This is a genomic window from Pseudomonas sp. CFBP 8772, assembly GCF_014841665.1.
Classification (GTDB): domain Bacteria; phylum Pseudomonadota; class Gammaproteobacteria; order Pseudomonadales; family Pseudomonadaceae; genus Aquipseudomonas; species Aquipseudomonas graminis_B.
Window position 1 is genome coordinate 164,248 of sequence record NZ_JACYUI010000013.1, and the last position, 19,454, is coordinate 183,701.

15 protein-coding genes are annotated in these 19,454 nt (G+C 61.0%); 10 read left to right on the forward strand and 5 right to left on the reverse strand.

Features of this window, described 5'->3' with window-relative positions:
• The first annotated feature begins 1,317 nt into the window (after positions 1–1,317).
• The 4 genes from IFT99_RS22550 (at position 1,318) to IFT99_RS22565 (ending at position 4,886) form a co-directional block, all read left to right on the forward strand.
• On the forward strand, positions 1,318–2,640 hold the full coding sequence (locus IFT99_RS22550; RefSeq protein WP_065992311.1) for an MFS transporter: 1,323 nt from the start codon (positions 1,318–1,320) through the stop codon (positions 2,638–2,640).
• A gap of 248 nt (positions 2,641–2,888) precedes the next feature.
• Complete coding sequence (locus tag IFT99_RS22555; protein WP_192135274.1) at positions 2,889–3,314, forward strand: hypothetical protein; 426 nt, start codon at positions 2,889–2,891, stop codon at positions 3,312–3,314.
• Between the two features lie 408 nt (positions 3,315–3,722).
• On the forward strand, positions 3,723–4,046 hold the full coding sequence (locus IFT99_RS22560) for a hypothetical protein (RefSeq protein WP_065992303.1): 324 nt from the start codon (positions 3,723–3,725) through the stop codon (positions 4,044–4,046).
• 216 nt (positions 4,047–4,262) lie between these two features.
• Positions 4,263–4,886: a flavin reductase family protein gene (locus IFT99_RS22565; RefSeq protein ID WP_065992302.1), complete on the forward strand. Its 624-nt coding sequence runs from the start codon at positions 4,263–4,265 to the stop codon at positions 4,884–4,886.
• Here IFT99_RS22565 and IFT99_RS22570 read toward each other — a convergent pair whose 3' ends face one another.
• Positions 4,887–5,126 carry a hypothetical protein gene (locus tag IFT99_RS22570; protein WP_065992300.1) on the reverse strand — a complete coding sequence of 80 codons (240 nt, stop codon included), beginning with the start codon at positions 5,124–5,126 and terminating at the stop codon, positions 4,887–4,889.
• Positions 5,127–5,228: 102 nt separating this feature from the next.
• Entirely contained in the window at positions 5,229–5,582 is a 354-nt protein-coding gene (locus tag IFT99_RS22575) for an antibiotic biosynthesis monooxygenase family protein (protein ID WP_192135276.1), read from the reverse strand.
• Between the two features lie 368 nt (positions 5,583–5,950).
• Here IFT99_RS22575 and IFT99_RS22580 point away from each other — a divergent pair, with 368 nt between their 5' ends.
• Positions 5,951–6,904, forward strand: a complete 954-nt coding sequence (locus IFT99_RS22580; protein ID WP_192135278.1) for an AraC family transcriptional regulator — start codon at positions 5,951–5,953, stop codon at positions 6,902–6,904.
• Between the two features lie 26 nt (positions 6,905–6,930).
• Here IFT99_RS22580 and IFT99_RS22585 read toward each other — a convergent pair whose 3' ends face one another.
• On the reverse strand, positions 6,931–8,562 hold the full coding sequence (locus IFT99_RS22585) for a 5-guanidino-2-oxopentanoate decarboxylase (RefSeq protein ID WP_192135280.1): 1,632 nt from the start codon (positions 8,560–8,562) through the stop codon (positions 6,931–6,933).
• A 145-nt stretch (positions 8,563–8,707) separates the two neighbouring features.
• Between IFT99_RS22585 and IFT99_RS22590 the strand changes: the two genes are divergently transcribed.
• Both IFT99_RS22590 and IFT99_RS22595 read left to right on the forward strand, forming a co-directional pair.
• The gene (locus IFT99_RS22590; RefSeq protein WP_065992296.1) at positions 8,708–9,595 is read left to right on the forward strand and encodes a LysR substrate-binding domain-containing protein; all 888 of its coding nucleotides are present in this window, start codon (positions 8,708–8,710) and stop codon (positions 9,593–9,595) included.
• A gap of 460 nt (positions 9,596–10,055) precedes the next feature.
• The gene (locus tag IFT99_RS22595) at positions 10,056–11,561 is read left to right on the forward strand and encodes a DHA2 family efflux MFS transporter permease subunit (protein ID WP_192135281.1); all 1,506 of its coding nucleotides are present in this window, start codon (positions 10,056–10,058) and stop codon (positions 11,559–11,561) included.
• 18 nt (positions 11,562–11,579) lie between these two features.
• Here IFT99_RS22595 and IFT99_RS22600 read toward each other — a convergent pair whose 3' ends face one another.
• Positions 11,580–12,440 carry a cache domain-containing protein gene (locus tag IFT99_RS22600; RefSeq protein WP_192135283.1) on the reverse strand — a complete coding sequence of 287 codons (861 nt, stop codon included), beginning with the start codon at positions 12,438–12,440 and terminating at the stop codon, positions 11,580–11,582.
• 228 nt (positions 12,441–12,668) lie between these two features.
• A complete protein-coding gene (locus IFT99_RS22605; RefSeq protein ID WP_192135285.1) occupies positions 12,669–13,328 on the reverse strand; it encodes a TetR family transcriptional regulator in 660 nt (219 codons plus the stop codon).
• A 254-nt stretch (positions 13,329–13,582) separates the two neighbouring features.
• Here IFT99_RS22605 and IFT99_RS22610 point away from each other — a divergent pair, with 254 nt between their 5' ends.
• From IFT99_RS22610 to IFT99_RS22620, 3 genes are read left to right on the forward strand one after another with little or no spacing between them, the layout of a single operon-like run.
• Positions 13,583–14,743, forward strand: coding sequence for an efflux RND transporter periplasmic adaptor subunit (locus tag IFT99_RS22610; RefSeq protein ID WP_192135287.1), 1,161 nt, complete (start codon positions 13,583–13,585; stop codon positions 14,741–14,743).
• 3 nt (positions 14,744–14,746) lie between these two features.
• Positions 14,747–17,881: an efflux RND transporter permease subunit gene (locus IFT99_RS22615; RefSeq protein ID WP_065992286.1), complete on the forward strand. Its 3,135-nt coding sequence runs from the start codon at positions 14,747–14,749 to the stop codon at positions 17,879–17,881.
• Positions 17,878–19,344, forward strand: coding sequence for an AdeC/AdeK/OprM family multidrug efflux complex outer membrane factor (locus tag IFT99_RS22620; RefSeq protein WP_065992285.1), 1,467 nt, complete (start codon positions 17,878–17,880; stop codon positions 19,342–19,344). The genes IFT99_RS22615 and IFT99_RS22620 overlap by 4 nt, the downstream gene beginning before the upstream one ends.
• Positions 19,345–19,454 lie beyond the last annotated feature (110 nt).

Consider the following 19,454-nt stretch of genomic DNA (forward strand, 5'->3'; position numbering starts at 1 on the left):
AGCAAGGTCACCCACGATTCCGCCGCGCGACACCCGACGCATTCCCGGCTAAAGCCAGTCCCACAAAGCGCACACGGTGATTCCGTGGGACCGGCTTCAGCCGGGAAGAGGCCCGCGAGATCACCCACGATTCCGCCGCGCGACACCCGACGCATTCCCGGCTAAAGCCAGTCCTACATGAGCATGCGGTGATCCCGTGGGACCGGCTTCAGCCGGGAAGAGGCCAGCAAGGTCACCCACGATTCCGCGGCGCGACACCAGACGCATTCCCGGCTAAAGCCAGTCCTACAAAGCGCACGCGGTGATCCCGTGGGACCGGCTTCAGCCGGGACGAGGCCAGCAAGATCACCCACGATTCTGCGGCGTGACACACGACGCATTCCCGGCTAAAGCCAGTCCCACAAAGCGCACGCGGCGATTCCGTGGGACCGGCTTCAGCCGGGAAGAGGCCAGCAAAATCACCCACGATTCCGCCGCGCGACACCCGACGCATTCCCGGCTAAAGCCAGTCCTACAAAGCGCACGCTGTGATCCCGTGGGACCGGCTTCAGCCGGGAAGAGGCCAGCAAGATCACCCACGATTCTGCGGCGTGACACCAGACGCATTCCCGGCTAAAGCCAGTCCTACATGAGCATGCGGTGATCCCGTGGGACCGGCTTCAGCAGGGAAGAGGCCAGCAAGATCACCCTCGATTCCGCGGCGCGACACACGACGCATTCCCGGCTAAAGCCAGTCCTACAAAGCGCATGCGGTGATCCCGTGGGACCGGCTTCAGCCGGGAAGAGGCCCGCGAGATCACCCTCGATTCCGCGGCGCGACACACGACGCATTCCCGGCTAAAGCCAGTCCTACATGAGCACGCGGCGATTCCGTGGGACCGGCTTCAGCCGGGAAGAGGCCAGCAAGATCACCCACGATTCCGCCGCGCGACACCCGACGCATTCCCGGCTAAAACCAGTCCCACAAGCGCGTACGGCGATCCCGTGGGACCGGCTTCAGCCGGGAAGAGGCCAGCAAAATCACCCTCGATTCCGCGGCGCGACACCCGACGCATTCCCGGCTAAAGCCAGTCCTACAAGAGCATGCGGTGATTCCGTGTGACCGGCTTCAGCCGGGAAGAAACTTCGATCCTGTCAGATCGGGGAATGAGCGGATTTTCGCTCATGGGTTTCAGACATCAAGCGGATTTCCGCTTACCCTGACCGCGACAACCCCTCTACTACGGGCCTTTCAGCCTTTGGCACAGCTCCTGCTATCACTGTCGTCAGACCGCCTCGATGCGTTCCTTCTAACAACAATGACTTGCAGGAAATCCCATGGCCATCCCCAATTCTGCCTCCCACGGAACGGCTGCCACGCCAGCCGCCGAAAAAACCACCGGAAGTCGCCTGAAATCCATTTTCAGCGGTTCGGTCGGCAACATGGTCGAGTGGTACGACTGGTACGTCTACGCCGCCTTCTCCCTCTACTTCGCCAAAGTCTTCTTCCCCAAGGGCGACACCACCGCCCAATTGCTCAACACCGCCGCGATCTTTGCCGTGGGCTTCCTGATGCGCCCCATCGGCGGCTGGCTCATGGGCCTCTACGCAGACCGCAAAGGCCGCAAGGCCGCGCTGATGGCGTCGGTGCTGCTGATGTGTTTCGGTTCGCTGATCATCGCCCTCACCCCTGGCTATGAAACCATCGGCGTTGGCGCCCCGATCATGCTGGTGTTCGCCCGCCTGCTACAAGGCCTGTCGGTAGGTGGCGAGTACGGCACCTCGGCGACGTACCTCAGCGAGATGGCGACCAAAGAACGCCGGGGCTTTTTCTCCAGCTTCCAGTACGTGACGCTGATCTCCGGCCAGCTCATCGCGCTGGCGGTGCTGATTGTGCTGCAACAGACGCTGACCACTGAACAGCTGCACGCATGGGGCTGGCGCATCCCGTTCGCCATTGGTGCATTGTGCGCGGTGGTGGCGCTGTTCCTGCGTCGCGGGATGGAAGAAACCGAGTCGTTCAACCGCAAGAAGGACAAACCCAAAGAAAGCCTCATGCGCACCCTGATGCGCCATCCCAAGGAGCTGATGACCGTCGTCGGCCTGACCATGGGCGGCACACTGGCGTTCTACACCTACACCACCTACATGCAGAAATACCTGGTGAACACGGTGGGCATGAGCATCACCGATTCGACGACGATTTCCGCCGCTACGCTGTTCCTGTTCATGCTGTTGCAACCGGTGATCGGCGCGCTGTCTGACAAGATTGGTCGCCGCCCGATCCTGATCGCCTTCGGCGTGCTGGGCACCTTGTGTACCGTGCCGATCCTCACCACCCTGCACACCATCCAGAGCTGGTGGGGCGCGTTCTTCCTGATCATGGCCGCGCTGATCATCGTCAGCGGCTACACGTCGATCAACGCCGTGGTGAAAGCCGAACTGTTCCCGACCGAGATCCGCGCCCTGGGCGTCGGCCTGCCGTACGCACTGACGGTGTCGATCTTCGGCGGCACAGCCGAATACATCGCGCTGTGGTTCAAGAGCATTGGCATGGAAACCGGCTACTACTGGTACGTCACCGCCTGCATCGCAGTGTCGCTGCTGGTGTATGTGTTCATGAAAGACACCCGCAAGCATTCGCGGATCGAGACTGACTGACCTGAAACGGCGCTGGCTAGCCGCTTCGACCAGCGCTTAAAGGCAGCAAAACGAGGGCAGCTCACGCACATGAGCTGCCCTTTTGCATTCGCAGAAGCCGCTAAGTGCATGAATAACGATCGCTTTTCGCAGTATCAATTTCAGCGATGATCGCTACTAATGCGATTGACTTTTTAATAATGTTGAGGCGAGTAAAGTTCACTCCATACCGAGTTACCCACTCATTAAATCGATCTGGAGCAACTACCATGAAAACTAACAAACTGATCTTCGGCCTCGCTTTCTCCCTTCTTGCCAGCAGCGCATTTGCACTTCCCGTTGTTGATGCCCAGCACGCAGTTAATACTGCGGTCGTTGCAGAAAACGGCTCGTCCCACACTAATATTGGTCGTGTCGCTGCTGACGGTTCGGACCATGTAGGTGCCAACCGCCTCGCTTCTGACGGCGCTGACCGTGTAGGTAACAACCGCCAGGCCGCTGATGGTTCGGATCACGTTGGTGCCAACCGCCTCGCTGCTGACGGCGCTGACCGTGTGGGTAACAACTGCCAGGCCGCTGATGGTTCGGATCACGTTGGTGCCAACCGCCTCGCTGCTGACGGCGCTGATCGTGTCGGTGCCAATCGCCAGGCAGCTGACGGCTCGGACCATGTTGGTGCAAATCGCCTGAGCTGATTCGCCCTGTCGTTCTCCCAGCCCGGCTTTATGCCGGGCTTAATTTTTCCCGCACGTGGAAGACTGCCCCCCCCCGATTTGACTGGTCTCCTGACAGATGTGGGTCGACAGCGAATCGCGTATCCATCTCGTTTTCTTTAGCTGGCATGCCCGATCCCCTCCCCGCTGCGCACCGACCTACCAAATAACAGCCACCCGAGTCAACAGGCAAATTCGCCTTCGCCGGTGAAAATTGCTCCATTCCAGCGCAAATGTCTCGCCGACGCTTTAAAACCGGGCGCTCCAGCCCACTATCATTTTTAGCGATGGTCGATAGCAACAGCGTTAACTTCAACTTAATCGGCACGCGCGTAACATTGGCTCCATTCCCAAGTTGAAAACATTATTGAACTTACTGGAGCAACACTCATGAAAACGTCGAATATTATTTTTGGTATTAGTCTGTCCATTCTGGCATCGAGCGCATTCGCTCTGCCTGTTTCCGAACAGCACTCTGCATTTAACGGCACTGTTGTCGCAGAAGGCGGTTCTTCCCACACCAATGCGTCGCACACCGGTTCGTATCGTCAGGCTTCCGATGGTTCCGATCACGTTGGTGCCAATCGCCTCGCCGCCGACGGCGCTGACCGCGTAGGTAACAACCGCCAGGCTGCCGATGGCGCTGACCATATCGGTGCAAACCGTCTGGCCGCTGACGGCGCCGATCGCGTCGGTGCCAATCGCGCCAGCTAAGCGTTATCCGCACCATGCCCACCGCTTCATGTTGACCGCTTCATGTTCCACCTCCTGAACTCCCTTTGTAGCCCGACACTTGTCGGGCTTTTTTTTTGCGCGGGGTTCGGAGGTCGCTGGAATCCTCATCCAATGCCTTGCACTATGTCGGCCTGCATTCCGTGAACGCACTCACCGTGGCCGGCACGCCCGCACCCCCACATTCAGGAACACACCATGTCAGACGATATTCATTTCTACGAACCGTCCAAAGGTCATGGACTGCCCCACGACCCGTTCAACGCTATCGTGGGCCCACGTCCGATCGGCTGGATCTCGTCCCAGGACGCAGAGGGCAAGCTGAACCTGGCGCCCTACAGCTTCTTCAACGCCTTCAACTATGTACCGCCCATCATCGGGTTCTGCAGCATCGGCCGCAAAGACAGCCTGAACAACATCGAACAGACCGGCGAGTTCGTCTGGAACCTCGCCACGCGCAGCCTGGCCGAGCAGATGAACATGAGTTGCGCGGCAGTGCCGGCAGACGTGAGTGAGTTCGAGCTGGCGGGCCTTACCGCAGAACCGTCGCGCATCGTTGCCGTGCCGAGGGTCAAAGAGACGCCGGTTTCGTTCGAATGCAAAGTCACGCAGATCATCCAGCTGCAACGCGCCGACAAGGAAGTGGTGCCGAGCTGGCTGATTCTGGGGGAAGTGGTGGCGGTGCATATCGCCAAGCGGCTGCTGAAGGAAGGTGTGTATGACACCGCAGCCGGCGAGCCCATCCTGCGCGGCGGCGGCCCGGCTGACTATTTCCAGCTGAGCGCAGAGTCGCTGTTCAAGATGTACCGGCCGAACGTCTGATCAATCCTGGGCGAACACCAGTTCGCCCTCTTGGGTGACGTCGGCGAGCCGCTCCAGCTCTTTTACGGCGGCGTCGTCAGCGGCGAGCGCGGTGGGGAATTTCTGTTCGGCGAGGACGCGATGAAAGGTTGGCGCCCCGCCCATGACCCGAGCCTTGACGGCGATCGCGGCACTGTAGCCGTCGTCACCGGGGACCGCTGCCGAAACGGCCTCGTGATGCTGGAATTCTTTGCGTGCCATGGTCCGACGTCCTGCCTGGAAAAATGAAGGCAGGATTTTAAACGCAGGCGTTCGAACACCTGAAAGGTTTTCTTCGCAGGCCTTATCGGCTACCGAAACCAGTTAGCCCACCAGGCGAGCACCTATAGGGACATCAACCGTCTGTGCCTGAGCCGTCGATACCGTGGCGAAGGTTTGAAAGTCGAGGCTCGCCACCAGCAACTCGGTCACCAGTTCGGAAAACAGGTTGAGCTCAGGCGCGCCGAACCAGTCGTTCATTGCGGAGGGGTCGGCCCAGGAGCCGGTAATGACCCAGAGGTCGTCGTCGGTCATGGATTTCTGCAGCGCGAAGTGCAGGCAACCCGACGCGGCAGCGGACGGGTTGATCAGGCTGCTCAAGCGGGCGCCCAGCTGCGCACTGTGTCCGGGCCGGGCGCGGACGGAGACCCAATGGCTCACGACTGACGTATTTAGCATGCTCTGCGCTCCTTCTCTTTACGTGCTTGGCTTAAGCAGGCGTGCCGCGATTCGGGATCTGGCATCCGTGGAACAGGCGGCGGCGGGAAGTGAAGGTTAGGGGCAGACGCGCACCCTGCGGTAGCCAATTACTGCGCGGTTATTGCCTGATTCTGCGCGGGCAGGTTCATAGTGACGGCCGCTCTCGTCGCTGGGTCGCGTGATGCCTGTGGACTTTCGAGCAACGATCCCGGGCGAACAGGGCCCGTTCACGGTAACGCAACACATCGGCAACAGAATCAGGCAAGCATTCGGCAGGATTCGCCTAACGCTTGCGCTTGCCCAAAAATAAGCTGTGCTGCATCAACGCCCTGTCAGAGGAACTCCCCATGTCGTTATCCGCTTTTGCGCCGTCCGCTCCGGATGCTCGACCTGTTGCCGAGCTGAGCGCGCAGATGACGCAACAGCGCGCCGAGCTGGCAGAACTGATCCGCCGGCATGCCCCCGTCGACGGCAGTTTCCAGACGGTGATCAAACCGTTGTTCATGGTGCGCCACGATCGCCCGTCGCAATCGGTGCCGGGGCTGGTGCAGCCGGCGCTGTGCATCATGGCTCAGGGCCGCAAGGACGTGACGCTGGGCGGCGAGCTGTACACCTACGACCCGCTCAACTACCTGGTGCTGTCAGTGGCGCTGCCCATCAGCGGCAAGGTGATTTACGCGACCCCGGAAGAGCCGCATCTGGCCTTGCGCCTGGAAATCGATCCGGTGGAAATCAACGCGCTGATCGCCGAAGCAGGGCCGATGAGCGTACCGACGCGTCACAGCGGGCGCGGCATGTACGTCGAGCGGATCGACGCTCAGCTGCTCGACGCTGTCATCCGCCTGATCCGTCTGCTGGACACGCCAAAAGACATTCCCATGCTCGCCCCGCTGATCAATCGGGAGATCCTTTATCGACTCCTGCGTGGGAGCGAAGGGCATCGGCTGTATGAAATCGCCATCTCCAACTGCCAGACCCATCGCGTCACCCAGGCGATCAAGTGGCTCAACGACCATTTCCAGGAGCCGCTGCGCATTGAAGATCTGGCGAGAGAGGTGAACCTGAGCGTCTCGACGCTGCACCACCGTTTCAAGTCCGTCACCGCCATGAGCCCGCTGCAATACCAGAAGCAACTGCGTCTGCAGGAGGCCCGACGGTTGATGCTGGCGGACGGCCTGGAAGCGTCCGCCGCCGGTTACCGGGTCGGCTATGAAAGCGCCTCGCAGTTCAGCCGCGAATACAGCCGCCTGTTCGGCGCGCCACCACTGCGGGACCTGGCGCGCCTGCGCAGCACGGTTTGAACGCGCCGCTCAGTCGAAGTAAGACGTCAGCCGATGCTGCTCATCCAGCGCTTCTGGTCGATCTCGATCAACGTCGGGCCGTCACGCTGGCTGGCTGAGTTGAGGGCCGTGGTCAGTTGCTCAACGCTGCCAACCGCCTCCGCGGCGCATCCCAGTGCTGTGGCGACGCCGATGAAATCGGGCGTGTAGATGTCGACACCGATGGGCTCGATGGCGCGGTTGACCATGTACTTCTTGATCTCTTCATAGCCCTGGTTATTCCACAGCAGCACCACGATGGGCGTTCGCGCTTCCACCGCACTCGCCAGTTCGGACAAGGTGAACTGCAGGCCGCCGTCGCCAATCAGGCACACGACAGGATTGGACTCTCCGGCGTCGCGACTGCCCAGCCACGCCCCCACGGCGGCGGGCAAGGCGTAGCCCAGAGTTCCGTAACCGGTGGAGGAATTGAACCAGCGGCGAGGCTTGTCGAGGTCCAGGGTCAGGTTGCCGGTGTAGACGGGTTGGGTGGAGTCGCCCACGATCACGGCCTCTGGCAATACTTCAAGCACCGTTTGCAAGAACAGCGTCTGCCCACGGGTGGCATCGTCCCAGCCCGCCTCAAGGCTCGTCCTCAGCGCCGCAACCCGCGCAGCGCCCCAGTCTTGGCTGCGTGGCGCCAGCACTTCGCCGACCAGCGCGTCCACCAAGGCTTCAGCGGCGTGTTGAGCGTCGGAGACCAGCGCAACCGTTGGCGGAAAGTTGCGCACAGTCTGATCGGGGTCGATGTCGATGCGCAGCAACGCGCCCGGAATCTTGAAGTGGCCCTGAAAGGTAATGTCGTAATCCGTCTCGGCCAGTTCAGTACCGATGGCCAGCACCACGTCGGCGTTTTCAATGACCTCACGGGTGGCATCGAGGGACTGCGTCGAACCTATCAGCAGCGGGTGAGCGCCCGGCAGCATGCCTTTGGCGTTGATGGTCAGCGCGACCGGCGCGCCGAGTCGTTCGGCCAGACGCGTCAATGCCGGGGCGGCGTCAATGGCGCCGCCTCCCGCGAGAATCAACGGCCGTTGCGCGGTGGCGAGCAGACTCGCCATGTGCCGGATCGCAGCGGGTGCCGGCCCCGCGCGGGTCACCGATACCGCCTGGCTGTGCAGCAGGGCGTCGGCATTTTCCACCAGCACATCCAGCGGAATCTCAATATGCACCGGACGCGGCCGCGCTGCTTGAAACACCGCAAACGCCCGGGCCAGCACCGACGGCAACTCGGCCGCTGACATCAGCGTATGAGAAAACGCCGCGACGCCCGCGACCAGCGCACTCTGGGACGGCAGTTCATGCAGCTTGCCGCGACCGCCGCCCAACTGACTGCGCGACTGCACGCTGGAAATCACCAGCATCGGGATCGAGTCCCCATAGGCCTGGCCGATCGCAGTGGTGATGTTGGTCATGCCGGGGCCGGTGATGATGAAGCAGACGCCGGGCTTGCCCCGGGTGCGCGCATAACCGTCGGCCATGAAGCCTGCGCCCTGCTCATGACGCGGGGTGATGTGTCTGATCGACGACCCCGCCAGACCCCGGTAAAGCTCGACCGTGTGCACGCCCGGAATGCCGAACACCCGCTCGACCCCGTAACCTTCCAGCAACCTGACCAGCACTTCCCCGCACGTCGCCATGTGCCTGCCCCTTTTGTGAAGTCTTGCCCGACGCGCCTGCAATTTGCCAGGCTCAGTAGGCGACTATTGAAGCTGCGGGCCGTATCGACCACAACGCATAAAATGTCATGCTTAGCCATGTCCTCAGCTCATGGCTAACCTGCCGATGAAACGCCTTCCTCCCCTGCCCGCGCTGCATACGTTCCTGATCACGGCGAAGTGCTGCAATTTCACCCGGGCTGCGGAGGCGCTGCACCTCACCCAGGGCGCCGTCAGCCGGCAGATCGCCGGGCTGGAAGCTCACTTGGGCTATCGCCTGTTCAATCGTCAGGCCCGTGGCTTGAGCCTGACCGCCCAGGGCCGCGAGCTGCTGCCGCGCATTGAGCAAGTGTTCAGCCTGATCGAGGCGGCGGTGGATCAAGTCGATGCCAGACCGAGGGCGCTGCAAATCAAGGCACCGACCTGCATCAGCCGCTGGTTGTTACCGCGCCTGATGCAGTGGCAGAAAGAACGGCCTGATGTGCCGGTGCAACTGACCACGACGAGCGCGCACACGGTGGATTTTAGGCGTGAGGATTTCGATGCCGCCGTGGTGTTCGGCGCGAAACCGGTTGATTCCAGTCACGTGCAGCACCTGTTAGACGAACAACTGACGCCGGTGTGCTCGCCGTCCCTGGCGTCCAGCAATCCCCTCGCCCGCGCCGCCGATCTGGAACGGCACATGCTCCTGCACCCCACCCTCGACGAGCGTGACTGGACGCTGTGGCTGAAGGCCGCCGGAGCGGAGCTGAGCCATGTCGAGCACGGTCAGCACTTCGACACGATGGACCTGGCGATGACGGTCGCCTCACAAGGGACGGGGGTTGCCATTGGCGACTGGTCGCTGATCGGCGAAGACCTGAGCGCGGGGCGCCTGGTCATGCCGTTCGAACTAAAAGTCCGGACCGGCGCGGCGTATTACTTCGTGCACCCCAAAGGCGCCAGCGTTCCTTCCCCACTGCAGGATCTGCTGGACTGGCTGTCGCTGCAGGCGGCTGAGCGGCGCATCGGCTGAGCGGCGCAATGCTTGCTCTTCACCAACGGCCCGCCTGATAAAAACATTCAATCCCCATCGCCCGGTCCACTCGCCGATAGCGACCTACACTGACAGTGTCCGCTCTGAAACAGATGTCCTACCGGATCGAGGCAAATGTCATGAGAACCACAATAAAAAGACAGTGCGTTTATGTCGTCGCCGTTACTGCCGTGTTGAGCCTGTACGCCGCAGGTGCTTACCGAATCGAACAAATGCGGCAGACGCCCCGCGTGGCGGTGGTCTGCACGATGGGGCATTGCATGCCCACTGATGCGACGTTCAGCGCCCTTCGATGATGGCAACTGCCGGTCGACGTTACGCGGGTCAACGTACTGCGAAAATCCCCACAGCCTGCTATCGATTAGCAAGCTAACGGACTAGACTTGGCGCAAATTCCTGCGGATGTTCAGCGGGTCAATCTGCCAGTCGAGTCTCATCTGTGACGAGCCTTAATCAACCCCGTCCGGACATCCGCAGCATTCTGTTTGCGCTGATGATGGCCGTGTTTCTCAGCGCGCTGGATCAGACCATCGTCGCGGTCTCAATGCCGGCCATCTCCGCCCAATTCCAGGATTTCGACCTGCTCGCCTGGGTGATCTCGGCCTACATGGTCGCGCTCACCGTGGCCGTGCCGATTTACGGCAAGCTGGGGGATTTATATGGCCGGCGCCGCTTGATGCTGTTCGGGCTGGCGACCTTTACCCTCGCCTCGCTGTTCTGCGCCATGGCCCAGAGCATGGAGCAACTGGTGCTGGCGCGAGTGCTGCAAGGCATCGGCGCCGGCGGCATGGTGTCCGTGAGCCAGGCGATCATCGGCGACATCGTTCCGCCCCGGGAGCGCGGCCGCTATCAGGGTTACTTCAGCGGCATGTACGCCGCGGCGAGCGTCGCCGGGCCGGTGCTCGGCGGCTTCATGACCGAGTACCTGTCGTGGCGTTGGGTGTTCATTATCAATCTCCCGCTGGGGCTGGCGGCCTGGTGGGTGGCGCGCAAAACGCTGGTGGGCCTGCCGATCCCCCAACGCAAACCGGTGATCGACTACCTGGGCACGGTGCTCATGATCATCGGCCTGACGTCGTTGCTGCTGGGCATTACCGAAATCGGCCAGGGTCGCAGCTGGCGCGACGAGTCGGTGGTCCTGCAACTGTCGGTGGCGCTGCTCGCACTGCTGATTTTTGTGCTGTATGAGCGGCGCACCCGCGAGCCTCTGCTGCCCATGCACCTGTTCGCCAACCGCAGCGCGGTGCTCTGCTGGTGCACGATTTTCTTCACCAGCTTTCAGGCCATTTCGCTCATCGTGCTGCTGCCGTTGCGCTTTCAGACCGTCACCGGTGCGGGGGCCGACAGCGCGGCGTTGCACCTGATGCCACTGGCGATCGGCATGCCTATCGGCGCGTACTTTGGTGGCCGCCGCACTTCGCTGACGGGCCGCTACAAACCGATCATCCTCACCGGCGCGGCGTTGATGCCGCTGGCAATCCTCGGTATCGCCTTCACGCCGCCGCAGTCGGCCCTTCTGACGAGCCTGTTCATGGTCCTCACCGGCATCGCCAGCGGCATGCAGTTTCCGACCTCGCTGGTGGGCACGCAGAACTCGGTGGAGGTTAAAGACATGGGCGTGGCAACCAGTACGACCAACCTGTTTCGGTCATTGGGCGGTGCAGTCGGTGTCGCAACGATGTCAGCACTGCTGCTGGCGATGCTCGCCGGTTCAGGGATTGCCAAGGTCGGCGGCAGTTCGATCCCGGGCGAAGGTTCGGGCAATGTGCTGATGGACAGTCTGCACGCCGCCAAAGGTCCCGCGCTTGAATTGCTGCGCGGGCAGCTGTCGATGACCTTTCAGCACCTGTTGATCACCAGCGCAGCCGTGTCGCTGCTGGGTTTGTCTGCTGCACTGGCGATGCCCAACAACCTGCTGCGCGGGCGGGACGACAAGGACCGCTAAACGAACCTGTCAGGGCGATCAGCCGCTGTAATAACCCACCGCCACCAGGAATGCACCGACCTTGCGCACGTAGGCGTGCTTGTGCTCGATTTTGCTGGTGACCGGGTTGCGCCAGCGGTATTCGTATTCGCCTTCAGACTGTTTCTTGACGAGCTCGAGCATCGGAATGCCGACCGGCTTGCCCTCAGGGTCCTTGACCTTGCTGAAGTCGGTATTCACCAGCCGCAGGTTGGTGCCGTGTGCGACATAGCGTTTGGTGTCGACGTTCACCACGAAGACGTACAGATCATCTTGCAGAAATCCGCCCTTGAGGTCGTTGATGGCGCGAAGGGTGCCGTCCTTATCCTGTTCCAGCGCCTTGGACGCCTTGTCGAGCAACGCCCTCGCCTGCTCCGGCGAAGCGCGCGGCAGGTAGTAACCGACGGCCAGAACCCGATCGCCGATGCGCTGAAAATACACGCGCTTGCGCTCGACCTTACCGTCGCGCCAGTTCTGCCAGCGATACTCGGCCTGCTGAATGCCGGCGCTTTCCGGGGTTTGCAGCACCTGCTTGAGGTTTTTCCGCAGCTCAGGATCGAGCACCGACGATACGTCACGGCCGATCAGCGCCACCGATGGCCCACCACTTGCAAGCATGATCCCCTTGGTATCGGTGACGAAGACATAACGCTCGCCATCGACGAACTCGCCCTGACGGCTGAATTCGGCGAGCGCCTTGTCACCCTGGACGCGGTAACGGGCCACGGCTTTTTCCAGCAGCCCCTTGGCGGCTTCCGCTTCCTGGACTTCGTCGCCCGCTGCCCACCCGTGTCCGATGCTCAGGGCGGCAAGCGCACCAACCAGAAGTGTTCTGCATGCGTTTTTTGATACGACTGCCATCGCCTCGCCCCCACTCTTATTGGTTATGGGGGGAGCGTAGACGCCAGATTGCAATAGGGCAGCATTCGGCACTTCAATGGGCACCCTGCCTGAATGAGGGCTGAATCACCGTAATCGCTGGGTAAAGCGAGGGTAAACCGCCTGTTCAGCGAAGGTCAGGCGCGGTATAGATACAGGCCAACCGCCACACAGCGCCGTTTTCCCAGGGACCGGCCCGGTGCTGGCAGGTCAGCTGACTGAGAAAGCGGGAGACACCGGGTCGCGCAACGCCGGGCTGAAGCGGAGCATGTCGAGAATGCCATCGACCAATCGCTCCGCATCATCCTGCAGCGAGAAGCTTTCCGGCACCAGCAGCCACTGGCCGAGAATGCCGTGTATATAGGCGTGCAGGCAGATCGCCGCGCGTTGCGGATTGATGTCAGCGGGGAGCTGGCCTTGCCGGGAGGCGTTACTGAGTGCCAGTGCGATCCGCTCGTTGGCGTCAAGCCAGACAAACTGCCGTTGTTGCCGCATGTCACACATTTCGTCGGTAAATTCGAATTTATGAAACAGGATTTCATTGATGCGGCGGGTTTTAGGATCGCTGGCAACTTGTTGAAACAAATGAATGAGAAGCTTGCGCGTCCATCCCAGTGGATCAACCTCATCTTCGCTCTCACTCGCTCTTGCCATTTCCTCGAGGGGCTCGTGCAGGCTGTCGAGCATCGCCTGGACCAGATCGGCCTTGTTGCTGAAATGCCAATAGATCGCGCCACGGGTCACGCCAGCCAGGGCCGCAATGTCGGCGAGCGTCGTGCGGGAAACCCCTCGATCATAGAAAGCCTGCTCGGCAGCTTCCAGAATCTGCCTGCGGGTTTCCTGAGCCTCTTCTTTCGTGCGTCGGACCATGGCAGTAAAAACCTCTATGAAAATGCGTCAGGCGCTCTGGTCGAGTGGCCTGAACAGCATGTCGGGCGGCCTTTGTGATGCCTTGTCCCGGATCTACAATCGATGCCCTCGGTGCGCTGGAGTGTCACACTCTTGGGTGTTTACAAACAACCGTGAATGTAAGTATATTCATTAGCATCCTACTTATCCAGCAGGAACCCTTTCCCGCCCCTTTCCACTTTTCATGAGTTCAGGCTCCTGACCCGAGGATCTTCATGCAATTCAAGCCAGCTGTTACCGTTCTGGTCACTGCCGTCGCCCTGGCATCGCTGCTCTCCGGATGCAGCAAGAAGGAAGAAGCGGCCGCAGCACCACCGCCCCCTCAGGTCGGCGTCGTTACTCTGAAAACCCAGGCCTACACCCTGACGTCTGAACTGCCGGGCCGGACCACCGCGTTCCGGATCGCCGAAGTGCGTCCGCAAGTGAACGGCATCATCCTCAAGCGTCTGTTCACCGAAGGTGGAGACGTCAAAGCCGGTCAGCAGCTCTACCAGATCGATCCGGCGATTTACCAGGCCACCCTGGACAGCGCCAAAGCCACCTACGAATCCTCCAACTCCCTCGCTGGCCGCTACAAGCAGCTGATCAACGAGCAAGCGGTCAGCCGTCAGGAATACGACACGGCGGTGGGTTCGGCCCGTGAAGCGAAGGCGGCGGTGCAGACAGCCGAGATCAACCTGCGTTACACCAAGGTCTACGCGCCGATTTCCGGCCGCATTGGTCGTTCGCTGGTGACGGAAGGTGCGCTGGTCAGCAATGGTCAGGCGGATGCGATGGCCACCATTCAGCAGCTCGACCCGATCTACGTCGACGTGATTCAGTCTTCGGCCGACATGCTCAAGCTGCGTCGCGAGCTGGAAAGCGGCAAGCTGCAGAAAGCCGGCGACAACGCCGCCAAGGTCAAGCTGGTGCTGGAAGACGGCAGCCTCTATTCAACTGAAGGCAAGCTCGAATTCTCCGAAGTGTCGGTCGACCAGACCACCGGTTCCGTGACGCTGCGCGCCGTGTTCCCGAACCCGGATCACACGCTGCTGCCAGGCATGTTCGTGCACGCACGACTGCAATCGGGCGTGGCTGAAAATGCGATTCTGGTTCCACAGCAAGGCGTCACCCGCGACCTGAAAGGCACCCCGACCGCACTGGTGGTGAATGCCGATAACAAGGTCGAGTCCCGGACCCTGGTCGCCAACCGCACTATCGGCAGCGACTGGCTGGTAGAAAAAGGCTTGAGCGCAGGTGATCGCGTGATTACCGAAGGGCTGCAATACGTCAAGCCAGGTGCTGAAGTGAAAGTGGCCGAAGCCACCAACGTCAATGCAGCTAACCCGGCAACTGCCCCGGCAACTGATAAAGCCGCAGGCAGCAAAGGGGAGTAATTCATGTCGAAATTTTTTATCGACCGGCCAATTTTCGCGTGGGTAATCGCCCTCGTGATCATGCTGGTGGGGACGCTTTCGATCCTCAAGCTACCGATCAACCAATACCCGGCCATTGCCCCACCGGCCATCGCAATCCAGGTGACCTACCCGGGCGCGAACGCGCAAACCGTGCAGGACACAGTGGTTCAGGTGATCGAGCAGCAGCTCAACGGTATCGACAACCTGCGTTATGTGTCCTCGGAAAGTAACTCCGACGGCAGCATGACCATCACCGCGACGTTCAACCAGGGGACCAACCCCGACATCGCTCAGGTTCAGGTGCAGAACAAGCTCAACCTGGCCACCCCGCTACTGCCCCAAGAGGTGCAGCAACAGGGTATCCGCGTGACCAAGGCGGTGAAGAACTTCCTGATGGTCGTCGGTCTGGTGTCCGAAGACGGCAGCATGGGCAAGGAAGACTTGTCCAACTACATCGTGTCGAACATGCAGGACCCGATTTCCCGTACCTCCGGTGTGGGTGACTTCCAGGTTTTCGGTGCCCAGTACGCCATGCGTATCTGGCTCGATCCGGCCAAGCTGAACAACTTTCAGCTGACGCCGGTCGACGTCAAGACGGCCATCACTGCCCAAAACGTACAGGTGTCTTCCGGCCAGATCGGCGGTTTGCCTGCGCTCAAGGGCCAGCAGCTGAACGCCACGATCATCGGTAAAACCCGTCTGCAGACGGCCGAGCAGTTCGGCAACATTCTGTTGAAGGTCAATCAGGACGGTTCGCAGGTTCGTCTCAAAGACGTCGCCAAAGTCGGTCTGGGCGGCGAAAACTACAGCATTGACGCACAGTTCAACGGCAAGGCGGCCTCCGGTCTGGCGATCAAGCTGGCGACCGGTGCCAACGCGCTGGACACCGCCAAGGCGATCCGCGCCACGATTGCCCAGCTGGAGCCGTTCTTTCCGCCTGGCATGAAAGTGGTTTACCCGTACGACACCACGCCAGTGGTTCAGGAATCCATCACCGGTGTGGTTCACACCCTGGGTGAAGCGATCATCCTGGTGTTCCTGGTGATGTACCTGTTCCTGCAGAACTTCCGCGCCACCATCATCACCACGATGACCGTGCCGGTGGTATTGCTGGGTACGTTCGGGATCCTCGCGGCGGCTGGCTTCACCATCAACACGCTGACCATGTTCGGGGTGATTCTCGCCATCGGCTTGCTGGTGGACGATGCCATCGTTGTGGTGGAAAACGTCGAGCGGGTGATGGCGGAGGACAAACTTTCGCCGCGGGACGCCACGATCAAATCCATGGAGCAGATCCAGGGCGCACTGGTCGGTATCGCACTGGTGTTGTGTGCGGTTCTGTTGCCAATGGCGTTCTTCGGCGGCTCCACGGGTGTGATCTACCGGCAGTTCTCTATCACCATCGTTTCGGCGATGGCGCTTTCGGTACTGGTCGCGCTGATCTTCACCCCGGCGTTGTGCTCCACCCTGCTCAAGCCGATCGACCACGAGAAGCACGGGCAGCCGAAACGTGGATTCTTTGGCTGGTTCAACCGTACCTTCGACCGCAGCGTAGTGAGCTACGAGCGTGGCGTCGGCAACATGCTCAAGCACAAGGTTCCGGCCTTTATCGTGTATGCGCTGATTGTCTGCGGCACCATCTGGATGTTCACCCGCATTCCGAGCGCGTTCCTGCCGGAAGAAGACCAGGGCGTTATTTTCGCCCAGGTGCAGACGCCACCGGGCTCCTCGGCTGAACGTACGCAGACCGTCATCGACAACATGCGTAAGTATCTGCTGGAAGAAGAATCGGGCGCGGTCAATTCGGTGTTCACCGTTAACGGCTTCAACTTTGCCGGTCGCGGTCAGAGCTCCGGTCTGGCGTTCATCATGCTGAAACCGTGGGGCGATCGTGATGCCTCCAACAGCGTGTTCGAGCTGGCCAAACGGGCGCAGCAGCACTTCTTCGGTTTCCGCGATGCAATGACCTTCGCGGTCGTACCGCCTGCGGTACTGGAACTGGGTAACGCCACCGGTTTCGACGTGTATTTGCAGGATCAGGGCGGCGTGGGTCACGCCAAGCTGATGGAAGCGCGTAACCAACTGCTGGGCATGGCGGCACAGAGCAAGATTCTGGCGGGCGTGCGTCCGAACGGTCTGAACGATGAGCCGCAGTATCAACTGGTCATCGATGACGAGCGCGCGCAGGCACTGGGTCTGAGTCTGTCGGACATCAACACCACGCTGTCCATCGCGATGGGTGGCAGCTACATCAACGACTTCATCGACCGCGGTCGGGTCAAGAAGGTGTACGTGCAGGGCGATGCCAGTGCGCGGATGAAGCCGGAGGACTTGAAGAAGTGGTACGTGCGCAATACCGCCGGCGAGATGGTCCCTTTTGCCTCGTTCGCCAGCGGAGAGTGGGTATTCGGTTCGCCGAAGCTGTCCCGTTACAACGGTGTGCCGGCCGAGGAAGTGCTGGGTACTCCGGCGCCGGGTTACAGCACCGGTGAAGCGATGGCCGAGATCGAGCAACTGGCGAAGAAATTGCCGGCCGGCGTTGGTCTCTCGTGGACGGGTCTGTCCTATGAAGAGCGTCTGTCCGGTTCCCAGGCTCCGGCGCTGTACGCACTGTCCATTCTGATCGTGTTCCTGTGTCTGGCGGCGCTGTATGAAAGCTGGTCGATTCCGATCGCCGTGCTGCTGGTGATCCCGCTTGGGGTGATCGGTGCGCTGGTTGCAACGAGCCTGCGCGGCCTGTCCAACGACGTGTTCTTCCAGGTAGGGCTCTTGGTGACGGTAGGTCTGGCAGCGAAAAACGCCATTCTGATCGTCGAGTTCGCCAAGGAACTGCATGAGCAGGGCAAGGGCATCGTGGACGCAACCATCGAAGCCTGCCGGATGCGTCTGCGGCCGATCGTGATGACGTCCATGGCGTTCATCCTCGGTGTAGTCCCGCTGGCGATTTCCTCGGGTGCCGGTGCCGGTAGCCAGCATTCGATCGGTACGGGCGTAATCGGCGGTATGATCACCGCGGTTATTCTGGCGATCTTCTGGGTACCGTTGTTCTTCGTTTCGATATCCTCGCTGTTCAAAGGCAAACAGAAACACACTCCACACGATGAGGCTGGCCAATGAGCAAGTCCCTGATCTCGCTGGCGGTCACCGCGTTCATTCTCGGCGGCTGCTCGTTGATCCCCGATTACAAGCAGCCCGCCGCACCGGTGCCGGCTCAGTTCCCGCAAGGTCCGGCGTATTCGCCGGCCCAGGCGGCGAATCAAGCCGCAGCCGAACAGGGCTGGCGTCAGTTTTTCCATGACCCGGCGCTGCAGCAGCTGATTCAGACGTCGCTGCAAAACAACCGCGACCTGCGCGTCGCCGCGCTGAACATCGACGCCTACCGCGCGCAGTACCGCATTCAACGTGCGGACCTGTTCCCGGCCGTCGCAGCCTCGGGCAGCGGCACGCGTCAGCGCGTTCCGGGTGACCTGTCGCAAACGGGCGAATCCAATATCACCAGTCAGTATTCGGTGGGTCTGGGCATCAGTTCCTATGAGCTGGACCTGTTCGGCCGGGTGCGCAGCCTGAGTGAGCAGGCGCTGCAAACCTACTTCGCCGGTGAAGAAGGCCGTCGCAGCACGCAGATCAGTCTGGTGGCCAACGTTGCCAATGCCTACCTGACGTGGGAAGCGGACAAAGAGCTGTTGAAGCTGACCCAGGACACCTTGGGCGCCTTCGAAGAAAGCCTGCGTCTCACCTCCCGCAGCAGCGAAGTGGGCGTGGCCTCGGCGCTGGACCTGGCGCAGTCGCGCACCTCCGTCGAAAGCGCCCGCGTCAAGCTGGCTCAGTATCAGCGGCTGGTCGCCCAGGACGAAAACAACCTGGTGCTGTTGTTGGGCACCAGTCTGCCAGCCAACCTGCCCGCCTCGAAACCGTTGAGCGCTGACATGCTCAACGAGATGCCAGCGGGTCTGCCGTCGGAATTGCTGCAGCGTCGTCCGGACATTCTGCAGGCCGAATACAGCCTGAAAGCCGCCAACGCCAACATCGGCGCCGCACGTGCCGCGTTCTTCCCGAGCATCAGCCTCACGGCCAGCGCCGGTACGGCGAGCGGCGATCTGAGCGGCCTGTTCAAGGGCGGTTCGGGGACGTGGTTGTTCGAGCCGACGATCAATCTGCCGATCTTCAACGCAGGCAGTCTGCGCGCAAGCCTCGACTACTCGAAGATCCAGAAAGACATCGGCGTCGCCAACTACGAGAAGGCGATTCAGACGGCGTTCCAGGAAGTCTCCGACGGTCTGGCCGCGCGCAAGACCTACACCGATCAGCTCAAGGCGCAGACGGACTTCGTCAACGCCAACCAGGACTACTACCGTCTGGCCGAGCGTCGCTACCGCATCGGGATCGACAGCAACCTGACCTTCCTCGACGCTCAGCGTCAGTTGTTCAACGCGCAACAGTCGTTGATCACCGATCGCCTGTCCCAGCTCAGCAGCGAGGTCAATTTGTACCGCGCCCTGGGCGGCGGCTGGTACGAACAGACCCCGACCGGCGAGCGTCAGCCGACCGCGGGCGATGTGCCGTCCACCCGCTTGTTCTGATCCAGCGCGTATAAAAAAACCCACCGATTGGTGTAATGCTGTTCACTTAAGCATTTGAACCACAGCCGGGGTTCTTAGAAAATCCGATGCCAGATACCTGGCATCGGATT